The 10,741-nt window shown below is 68.5% G+C and carries 5 protein-coding genes; 3 read left to right on the forward strand and 2 right to left on the reverse strand.

Annotated features, from left to right (window positions below):
• Nucleotides 1–39: 39 nt before the first annotated feature.
• Nucleotides 40–2,652, reverse strand: a complete 2,613-nt coding sequence (gene glgP, locus CXQ97_RS16715) for an alpha-glucan family phosphorylase (RefSeq protein ID WP_104182016.1) — start codon at nucleotides 2,650–2,652, stop codon at nucleotides 40–42.
• Between the two features lie 133 nt (nucleotides 2,653–2,785).
• On the opposite strand from glgP, the gene CXQ97_RS16720 reads away from it, so the two are divergent.
• The 3 genes from CXQ97_RS16720 to glgB are packed head-to-tail and all read left to right on the forward strand — an operon-like array spanning nucleotide 2,786 to nucleotide 10,388.
• Nucleotides 2,786–4,825 carry an alpha-1,4-glucan--maltose-1-phosphate maltosyltransferase gene (locus CXQ97_RS16720; protein ID WP_104182017.1) on the forward strand — a complete coding sequence of 680 codons (2,040 nt, stop codon included), beginning with the start codon at nucleotides 2,786–2,788 and terminating at the stop codon, nucleotides 4,823–4,825.
• The gene (gene treS, locus CXQ97_RS16725; protein WP_104182018.1) at nucleotides 4,825–6,591 is read left to right on the forward strand and encodes a maltose alpha-D-glucosyltransferase; all 1,767 of its coding nucleotides are present in this window, start codon (nucleotides 4,825–4,827) and stop codon (nucleotides 6,589–6,591) included. The genes CXQ97_RS16720 and treS overlap by 1 nt, the downstream gene beginning before the upstream one ends.
• Nucleotides 6,588–10,388: a 1,4-alpha-glucan branching protein GlgB gene (glgB, locus tag CXQ97_RS16730; protein WP_104182019.1), complete on the forward strand. Its 3,801-nt coding sequence runs from the start codon at nucleotides 6,588–6,590 to the stop codon at nucleotides 10,386–10,388. Before treS ends, glgB begins: the two co-directional genes overlap by 4 nt.
• 99 nt (nucleotides 10,389–10,487) lie before the next feature.
• Here the strand turns inward: glgB and CXQ97_RS20130 are convergent.
• Nucleotides 10,488–10,741: hypothetical protein (locus CXQ97_RS20130; RefSeq protein WP_219815452.1), on the reverse strand; the 254-nt coding region annotated here is incomplete at its 5' end.

The raw sequence follows: 10,741 nt of genomic DNA on the forward strand, positions 1-10,741 counted from the left end.
TCCCGGGCTTCGTCGTTCCGGTCGGACGGGGGGCGACGCCTACGCGTTGACGATGAGCCCCAGCTCGGCCTTCGTGGCCAGGGTGGCGTGCTTCGGGAGCACCCGCACGGTGTAGCCGAAGGACCCGGAGTGGTCGATCCGGACGCCGCCGGTGAACAGGTAGCGCCCGCTGCCGAGGTTCTCGGCGACGTCGAGGTCCTCGACCGTGACCTCGCTCAGCTCGTCGCTCTCCAGGGCGCGCCCGTAGGCCACCTCGACGGCGACGTCGTCGGGATCCAGGCCGCCGAGCGACACGTACGCGTTGACCGTCAGCGAATCGCCGATCTGCGGGTCCTCGGAGACGCCCGTCGAGTCCACGTGTTCCACCTGGACGGCCGGCCAGCTGCCCTGGATGCGGGAACGCCAGGCGGCGGTCCTCTTCGCGAGGGCGAAGGAATCCGCGGCGGCCTCCTGCCCTGCGCGCCAGGCAGGACGGTAGAGCTTCTCGACGTAGTCCTGCAGCATCCGCTCCGCGGACACGGCGGGCCCGAGGGTCGCCATCGTGTGCTTGATCATCGCGATCCACTGGTGCGGCACGCCGTCACGCGAGGGCTCGGACGGTCCTGCCGCTCCCGCACCCTCGGCGGGCACCAGCGAGTAGAAGCGGGGGCCCACCTGGGTCTCGAGGAGGTCGTACAGGGCCGCGGCCTCGATGTCGTCGCGCTCGTCGGCCGAGGCGCCGTTGTTGGCGGTCGGGATCGCCCAGCCGTTGTCGCCGTCGTACATCTCGTCCCACCAGCCGTCGAGGACGGACAGGTTCAGGCCGCCGTTGATGGCCGCCTTCATGCCGGACGTCCCGCAGGCCTCGAGCGGACGGAGCGGGTTGTTCAGCCAGACGTCGCAGCCCGGGAAGAGCGTGCGGGCCATCGCGATGTCGTAGTTGGGCAGGAAGACGATGCGGTGGCGGACCTCGGGATCGTCCGTGAACCGGACCAGGTCCTGGATCATGCGCTTGCCCTGCTCGTCGGCGGGGTGCGACTTGCCGGCGATCACGAGCTGGATGGGGTGCTCCGGGTGCAGCAGCAGCGCCTTCAGACGGGCGGGGTTGCGCAGCATGAGCGTGAGGCGCTTGTACGTGGGGACGCGGCGCGCGAAGCCGATCGTCAGGACGTCCGGGTCCAGCACGGAGTCGGTCCACGCGAGCTCGGCGTCGGCGGCGCCGCGCTTCTTCCAGGAGGAGCGCAGGCGCTGGCGGACGTCGTCGACCAGGTTCGAGCGGAGGCTGCGGCGCAGCGCCCAGATGTCGGTGTCCGGGACGTCGTAGACCTTGGCCCACTGCGGGTCGAGGACGGACTCCGCACCGAAGTGGCGGAGGGCGAAGTCCGCGATCTGCGGGTCGACCCAGCTCGGGACGTGCACGCCGTTGGTCACCGACGTGATGGGCACCTCGCTGGTGTCGAATCCCGGCCAGAGCCCCGAGAACATGCCGCGGGAGACCTCGCCGTGCAGTTTCGCGACGCCGTTGGCGCGCTGTGCGAGGCGCAGGCCCATGACGGCCATGTTGAACTTCGTCGGATCGCCGTCCGCGTAGTTCTCCGCCCCGAGGGCGAGGACGCGGTCCGTGGGGACGGCCGGCGCGAGGCCTGCGTGGAAGAAGTGCTCGATCTGGAAGCGCTCGAAACGGTCGATGCCGGCCGGCACGGGTGTGTGGGTGGTGAACACCGTGGACGCGCGTCCAGCGGTGAGCGCCTCCTCCCAGCTCATCGGCGACTCGTTGGACGGATCCATGAGTTCGCGGATGCGCTCGATGCCGAGGAAGCCCGCGTGGCCCTCGTTGGTGTGGAAGACCTCCGGGGCGGGCGTGCCGGTGAGGCGCTGGAAGATGCGCAGGGCCTTGACGCCGCCCATCCCCAGGAGCAGCTCCTGCTGGAGGCGCTGGTCGCCGCCGCCGCCGTAGAGGCGGTCGGTCACGTTGCGTGCCGCGTCGTCGTTCTCCGCCACGTTCGAGTCCAGGAGCAGGAGGGGGACACGGCCGACGTCGGCGCGCCAGATGTGCGCCGAGAGCTGCCGGCCGTTGGGCAGGGGCAGCACCACCTTCGCGGCGGAGCCGTCGTCCTCGCGGAGGAGGGTCAGCGGCAGGCCGTCGGGGTCGAGGACGGGGTAGGTCTCCTGCTGCCAGGCGTCGCGGGAGAGGGACTGCTTGAAGTAGCCGGCCTGGTAGAGCAGGCCGACGCCGATGAGGGGGACGCCGAGGTCCGACGCGGATTTCAGGTGGTCGCCGGCCAGGATGCCCAGGCCACCGGAGTACTGGGGGAGGACGGCGCTGATGCCGTACTCGGGGGAGAAGTAGGCGATGCTCCGGGGCGCGTCCTCGCCGAGGCTCTGGTACCAGCGTGGTTCTGACAGGTAGCTGTCCAGATCCGCGCCGAGCTCCTGGATGCGCTGCACCAGCTTCTCGTCGGCGGCGAGCTGCTGCAGCTTCTCGCGGGTCACGGAGCCCAGGAAGGACACCGGATCATGCCCGCTCTCCTCCCACGCTGCGCGATCGATCTCCTCGAACAGGCGCGAGGTCGGCAGGTGCCACGACCAGCGCAGGTTGCTCGCGAGCTTGCCCAGCGGGGCGATGTTCTCGGGGAGGACGGTTCGGACGGTAAATCTACGGATGGCCTTCACCCCGGAAACGGTAGCGCACTTGTCCGCGCCGGAGGGAGGCGGCTGCGTAAACGCTTGCGTATTACAGGAAAGGCCTTGACGTTACGCCAAGCCGCCTTAGCAATTCGGGCCATTACTCGCTAACGTCGTACGGGTGACCACTCCTACCGAGCAGAACCGAAATGCCCAGTATCCCGAAGGACTGCGCTTCGGCCGCATCCCGATCACGGCGGTCAGTCCCGTCGTCGAGGACGGCCGTTTCCCCGCCAAGGGGATCCCCGGCTCGGACATCGCCATCGGGGCGACCGTCTTCAGGGAGGGCCATGACCAGCTCGGCGTCTCGGCCGTCCTCCACGACCCCCGCGGCAAGGAGGTGCAGCGCGTCCGCATGACGCCGGTCGGATCCGGCCTCGACCGCTGGGCCGGCATCCTGACGCCGCGCGCCAAGGGGCTGCACACGTTCACCATCGAAGGATGGTCCGACGTCTTCGGGACGTGGGAGCACGACGCCACCATCAAGATCGCCGCCGGGGTCGACGTCGAGCTGATGCTCGCCGAGGGCGCCGCCCTCTTCACCCGCGCCGCCGGTGAGCGGGCCGCCAAGGACGCCGCGCTGTTCCGCCGCGCCGCAGGGGTCCTGGCCGACACGACCCAGAGCGTCGAGACGCGCCTGGCCGCAGGGTTGTCGCCCGAGATCCACGAGGCCATCGCCCGCCGACCCATCCGCTCGCTCGTGACGGCATCACGGGCGTACCCCATCGACGTCGAGCGCGAACTGGCCGGGCGCGCCGCCTGGTACGAGTTCTTCCCCCGCTCCGAGGGTGCCTCCTACGATCCCGAGACCGCGGAGTGGACGTCCGGCACCTTCCGTGAGGCCACGAAACGGCTCGACGCCGTGGCGGCCATGAACTTCGACGTCGTGTACCTGCCGCCCATCCATCCGATCGGCCACACGCACCGCAAGGGGCCGAACAACACCCTGACGGCGGGCCCCGCGGATCCCGGCTCGCCCTGGGCCATCGGCTCCGCGGACGGGGGGCACGACGCCATCCACCCGGACCTCGGCACCTTCGAGGACTTCGACGCGTTCGTCGCGCGGGCCCGAGAGCTCGATCTCGAGATCGCCCTCGACCTCGCGCTGCAGGCTGCGCCGGACCACCCCTGGGTGAAGACGCACCCCGAGTGGTTCACCACGCGCGTGGACGGGTCCATCGCCTACGCGGAGAACCCGCCGAAGAAGTACCAGGACATCTACCCGATCAACTTCGACAACGATCCCGCGGGTCTCGCGAAGGAGATCCTGCGGATCGTCCTCATGTGGATCCAGCACGGCGTGAAGATCTTCCGTGTGGACAACCCGCACACGAAGCCGGTGCAGTTCTGGGAGTGGCTGATCGCACGGGTGAACAAGAAGCACCCCGACGTCATCTTCCTCGCGGAGGCGTTCACGCGTCCGCCGATGATGCACGCCCTCGGCCGTGCCGGGTTCCAGCAGTCCTACTCCTATTTCACCTGGCGCAACACGAAGACGGAGCTGGAGGAGTACTTCACCGAGATCAGTTCGGTCTCCCCTGCGTACTTCAGGCCCAACTTCTTCGTGAACACCCCGGACATCCTCACCGAGTACCTGCAGTACGGCGGTCCGGCTGCCTTCAAGATCCGTGCGGTGCTCGCCGCCATGGCCAGCCCGCTGTGGGGCGTCTACTCGGGCTACGAACTGTTCGAGCACGTGGCCCGTCCGGGTGCCGAGGAGTACATCGACAACGAGAAGTTCCAGTACCGGCCCCGCGACTACGCCGCCGCCGAAGCGGAGGGACGCTCGCTCGCGCCCTTCATCACGAGGCTCAACGGGATCCGACGGACCCACCCCGCGCTCGGCGACCTCGAGAACCTCAGCGTCCACAGCAGCACCGACTCGTCCACCGTCGTCTTCGCCAAGCACAAGCAGACGGCGGAGGGCAAAGACACGATCATCGTCGTCGTCAACGTCGACCCGCATAGTACCCGCGAGAGCACCGTGTCGCTGGATCTCGCCAGGCTCGGGGTCGGCGCGGCCGACCTCGACGAGAACGGTACATTCCTCGTGGACGACCTCGTCACGGGTCAGACCTTCACGTGGGGCGAGCACAACTACGTCCGGCTCGACCCCCACGTGGAACCCGCCCACATTCTCTCAATCAGGAGGCAGCACTAGTGCCCAACCCCTTCCAGCTCAACGCACCTGGACTGGCCCACGACCCCCACTGGTACCGCAAGGCGGTCTTCTACGAGGCACTGGTCCGAGGGTTCGCCGACGCGAACGGGGATGGCTCCGGTGACCTCTCGGGGCTCATCGAGAAGATGGACTACCTCCAGTGGCTCGGCGTCGACTGCCTGTGGCTTCCACCGTTCTTCAAGTCCCCGCTGCGCGACGGTGGCTACGACATCTCGGACTACTACGACGTCCTCGACGAGTTCGGCTCCCTGGGGGACTTCAAGCGACTCGTCGCGGAAGCGCACGCCCGCGGCGTCCGGGTCATCATCGACCTGCCGATGAACCACACCTCGGACCAGCACCACTGGTTCCAGGAGTCGCGCCGGGACCCCGAGGGCCCCTACGGCGACTTCTACGTCTGGAGCGACACGGACGAGAAGTACGAGGACGCGCGCATCATCTTCGTGGACACGGAGGAGTCGAACTGGACGTTCGACCCGGTGCGCCGGCAGTTCTTCTGGCACCGCTTCTTCAGCCACCAGCCGGATCTCAACTTCGAGAACCCCAAGGTGCAGGAGGCCATCTTCGACGTCGTGAGGTTCTGGCTCGACCAGGGCATCGACGGATTCCGTGCCGACGCCATCCCCTACCTGTTCGAGGAGGAGGGCACCAACTGCGAGAACCTGCCGAAGACGCACGAGTTCCTCAGGCGGCTCCGCGCGATGGTGGACGAGAACTACCCGGGCCGCGTCATCATCGCCGAGGCCAACCAGATGCCGGACGAAGTCGTCGAGTACTTCGGCGACGAGGACGACCCCGAGTGCCACATGTCCTTCCACTTCCCGATCATGCCGCGGCTCTTCTACGCCCTGAGGGACCAGAAAGCCGCTCCCATCATCGAGACGATGGAGGAGACACCGGACATCCCCAAGGGCGCCCAGTGGGGCACCTTCCTCCGCAACCACGACGAGCTGACGCTCGAGATGGTCACCAACGAGGAGCGGGAGGCGATGCTCGGGTGGTACGCGCCGGATCCCCGCATGCGCGCCAACGTCGGCATCCGCCGTCGGCTCTCCCCGCTGCTCGACAACTCCCGCGCGGAGGTCGAGCTGATCCACGCCCTGCTGCTCTCCCTGCCCGGCAGCCCGTTCCTCTACTACGGTGACGAGATCGGCATGGGGGACAACATCTGGCTCGAGGACCGCGACGCATCGCGGACCCCGATGCAGTGGAACCCCGACCGCAACGCCGGCTTCTCCCCGGTGGACCCCGGCAAGCTCTACCTGCCGGTCGTGCAGTCGCTCGTCTACCACTACAACCACGTGAACGTCGAGGCGCAGATGGCGACGTCCAGTTCGCTGCTGCACTGGGTCCGCCAGATGCTCGCCGTGCGCAAGGCCCACCCGGCCTTCGGCCTCGGTACCTACCGCAACGTCCCCGTCGAGTCCGAGCACGTCCTGGCGTTCCTCCGCCAGGTCGACGAGGGCAACGCCGAGGGCGAGCCCGCCGAGTCGGTGCTCTGCATCTTCAACCTCTCGCAGCACCCCGTCGCAGCGAAGATGCGCCTCCCCGAGTTCGCGGGCCGTGGCCTGCGGGACCTGTTCGGCGGAGCGATCTTCCCCGCGTTCGAGGAGGACGGCGGCATCATGCTGACGCTCGGCAGCCACGACTTCTTCTGGCTGCGTATCCGTTCGGCGAGCTCCAACACGTCGTCCCCGCACACCGAGGCGATGCCCGTCATCTCCATCCCCGAGGCGGTCCGATGACGGCGGCCTCCCCCTTTGTCCCGGAGATCCTCGCCGGATGGCTCCCGTCGCAGCGCTGGTTCCCCGTGAAGGGGGAGTCGGTGGACCTGAAGGTCGTCGGCGGGACGGTCCTGGAGGACCCGGCCGGCGCCGCAGGCTTCGAGGTGCACTTCCTGGCCGTCGGGTCGGGGCGCCACACCAGCGTCGTCAGCGTGCCGATCAGTTACCGCTCGGCACCGCTCGACGGCGCGGCGGCCGGCCTCATCGGCCGGGTGGACCACCCGGAGCTCGGTGCGCGATGGGCGTACGACGCGACCCATGACGCCGACTTCGTGCGGCTCTGGGTCGATTTCATCCTGACCCGCGCCACGACGACGGACGGCCGGCTGACCGGCGTCGTCATCAAGGCGCCCGCCCACCAGGAGCCGGGCACCGCCCAGCCCGTCAAGGTGCTGCAGGGCGAGCAGTCCAACACGTCGGTGGTCTACGGTTCGGGCCCGGGGTCGATGATCGTGAAGTTCTTCCGGGTGCTCGCCGCCGGTGAGAGCCCGGACGTCCAGATCAGCGCCGAGCTGACCGCCGGCGGCTCCACGGACACCCCCGACACCTTCGGCTGGGTGACGGGGACGTGGCAGGAAGCGGACAGCGAGCCCGGCCACCCCGTGACGGGCCACGTCAGCGTGCTGCGGGACTTCGTCGAGGGGAGCACCGACGCCTGGCGCACCGCATCGGTCGCAGCCTCGACCGCCGCCGACTTCACGGCCGAGGCCCGCAGCCTGGGCCGTGCCGTGGCGCGCATCCACCACCAGCTCGACGGGGCCTTCGGAAGCCGCACGGCCACCGAGGCCGAGAAGAAGGAGTTCAAGGAGGCCCTCGCGCAGCGCATCCGCTGGGCGTGGGACGAGGCGGGCGACGTCGTCGGTCCCCTCGGCGCCGAGGTGGACCGCATCATCCGCGAGATCGGGGCTCTGGAGGACATCCCTCCCCTGCAGCGCATCCACGCCGACCTGCACCTCGGCCAGGTGCTGCAGGCGCCGGACGGAACCTGGCTCGTCATCGACTTCGAAGGTGAGCCGCTCCGGCCCACCGCGGAGCGGAGTGTCCCGGACGTGCCGGTACGCGACGTCGTCGGCATGATCCGCTCGCTCGAGTACGCAGCCGCGTCCCGCGGCGCCGCGCTGATCGGATCGCCAGAAGCCGCCGAGACCGAGCAGTGGTCCGACGCGGCCCGCGACGCATTCCTCGAGGGGTACGCGGCGGAGGCCGGTGCCCCCGTGGACACCGCGGGCCCGCTGTTCCGGGCCCTCTGGCTCGACAAGGCCCTGTACGAAGTCGTCTACGAGATCCGCAACAGGCCCGACTGGGTCGAGATGCCCGCCCGGGATGTCCGCCGTACCCTCGGCGCACAGTCCGGCACGGACGCAACGAAAGCAGCTGACATGAATCCCCCCAAGAAGGCCGGCCCCGCCAAGGGCGCAGGCAAGGAAACCCTCGCGGGCAAGGCGGCGAAGGCCGTCACCGGCACCGCGAAGGCGGTCGCCGACAAGGCGAAGAGCACGACGGCGGGCATCGCCGAGAAGGCGAAGGAGGTCGCCCCGGAGACGAAGGGCCCGACCCCGGCCCCCGCGGCCGACCTCACGCCCGCCACCGTCGAGCCGTCCGTGCTGCAGCAGGTGTCGGAGGGCTCGTACCACCAGCCCCACGCCGTGCTGGGTGCGCACCTCAGCGACGACGACGTCGTCACCATCCGGACGCTGCGCCGCCTCGCGCGCTCCGTCGTCGTCCTGACCGCCTCCGGCCGGACGGAGCTGCGGCACGAGCACAACGGCATCTGGGTCGGCGTCCTTGCTGCCGAGAACCCGGGCCACGTCCCCGACTACCGGCTCGAGGTGACGTACGAGGGCGATCCGATAGTCGTCGACGACCCCTACCGGTTCCTGCCGACGCTCGGCGAGATCGACATGCACCTCATCGGTGAAGGCCGGCACGAGACCCTGTGGACGGCGCTCGGCGCACACGTCCGCCACTACTCCTCCGTCCTCGGCGACATCGAGGGCGTGTCCTTCGCGGTGTGGGCCCCCAACGCCCGTGCCGTCCAGGTCATGGGCGACTTCAACGGCTGGGACGGCAGCGTCAACGCCATGCGGGCGCTCGGCAGCTCGGGCATCTGGGAGATCTTCATCCCCGGGGCCGGCGCCGGCACCTGCTACAAGTTCCACATCCTCGGCAGCGACGGGCAGTGGCGCGAGAAGGCAGACCCCATGGCGCGCGGCACCGAGGTCCCGCCGCTCACCGGCTCGAAGGTCGTCGAATCCACCTACGCCTTCCAGGACGACGAGTGGATGCAGGCCCGCGCGGCCGGCGATCCCCACAACGGGCCCATGAGCGTCTACGAGGTGCACCTCGGTTCCTGGCGCCAGGGACTGAGCTACCGGGAACTCGCCGAACAGCTCGTGGAGTACGTCTCCTGGCAGGGTTTCACCCACGTGGAACTCATGCCGGTCGCCGAGCACCCGTTCGGCGGCTCGTGGGGCTACCAGGTCACGTCCTACTTCGCGCCGACCTCGCGCTTCGGATCACCGGACGACTTCCGGTACCTGGTCGACAGGCTCCACCAGGCCGGGATCGGCGTCATCATGGACTGGGTGCCCGCACACTTCCCGAAGGACGCCTGGGCACTCGCGAACTTCGACGGCGGCACGCTGTACGAGCACGGGGACCCGTTCCTGGGCGAACACCGCGACTGGGGCACGCTCATCTTCGACTTCGGCCGCCGTGAGGTCCGCAACTTCCTGGTCGCGAACGCCCTGTACTGGCTCGAGGAGTTCCACATCGACGGCCTGCGCGTCGACGCCGTCGCCTCGATGCTGTACCTGAACTACTCCCGGGAGGAGGGCCAGTGGCGTCCGAACAAGTTCGGCGGCCAGGAGAACCTCGAAGCCATCTCCTTCCTGCAGGAGGTGAACGCCACCGCCTACAAGCGCGCACCGGGCATCGTCATGGTGGCCGAGGAGTCGACGGCCTTCGACGGCGTCACCCGGCCGACCAGTGCCGACGGCCTGGGTTTCGGTATCAAGTGGAACATGGGCTGGATGCACGACACCCTCGAGTACATCTCGGAGGACCCGGTCAACCGTGTGCACCACCACGGCAAGGCCACCTTCTCGATGGTCTACGCCTACACCGAGAACTTCATGCTCCCCATCAGCCATGACGAGGTGGTGCACGGCAAGGGCTCGCTCCTGCGCAAGATGCCGGGCGACCGCTGGCAGCAGCTGGCGAACGTCCGTGCCTATCTCGCCTTCCAGTGGGCGCACCCGGGCAAGCAGCTCATCTTCATGGGTACGGAGTTCGCGCAGGAGGCGGAGTGGGCCGAGCAGCACAGTCTCGACTGGTGGCTGACCGAGACGCCGTCACATCAGGGTGTCCAGCACCTGGTCCGAGCGCTCAACGCCGTGTACCGCGAGACCCCGGCGCTCTATGCGCGGGACAACGAGCCCGCCGGGTTCCAGTGGATCGACGAGAACGACGGCGCGCACAACACGCTGTCCTTCATCCGGTGGGACCATCAGGGCAACCCGATCGTGTGCATCGCCAACTTCGCAGGAGGCCCGCACGAGGGATTCCGTGTCGGCCTGCCGTGGGCGGGGGAGTGGACCGAGGTCCTCAACACCGACTCCGCGGAGTTCGGTGGCTCGGGAGTGGGCAATGCAGGACCCATCACCGCCCGGGAGGGAGCCCACAACGGTCAGCCCGCCTACGGCGACGTGCGCGTACCCCCTCTCGGGGTGCTCTACCTCAAGCCCGCCACTTCCTGACACGGCCGGCAGGCGGCGGCGGACCCTCGACGGGAGGGTCCGCCGCCGCTTTGCATCCACCGGGAGGCGGTGCTACTGTTTATATCCGCGCTGATGAAGTCATCTGGTCGGCCGACAACCACAGAACCGAGATACCTCTCCTGCCTCCATGGCCCGGAGAAGAGGATCGGGAATGCGGGAACCGGCCGATTTGGAGAACGGAACCGGCAGCGGTAGGCTTGTGAAGTTGCTTCGGAGCGAGGACATGATGGTTTGGTCGTGTTTGGTGCCGGTAGCTCCTGTTGTTTGAGAACTCAATAGTGTGCCAAGTTTGTTGATACCGATTGTTTTTTGATTGGTTGAATTTGCTGGTT

The organism is Arthrobacter sp. B0490 (assembly GCF_002929355.1).
Lineage (GTDB): Bacteria > Actinomycetota > Actinomycetes > Actinomycetales > Micrococcaceae > Arthrobacter_D.

Coding starts and splice junctions, on each gene's coding strand:
- glgB (WP_104182019.1), top strand. CDS start 6,588: ATGACGGCGGCCTCCCCCTTTGTCCCGGAGATCCTCGCCGGATGGCTC.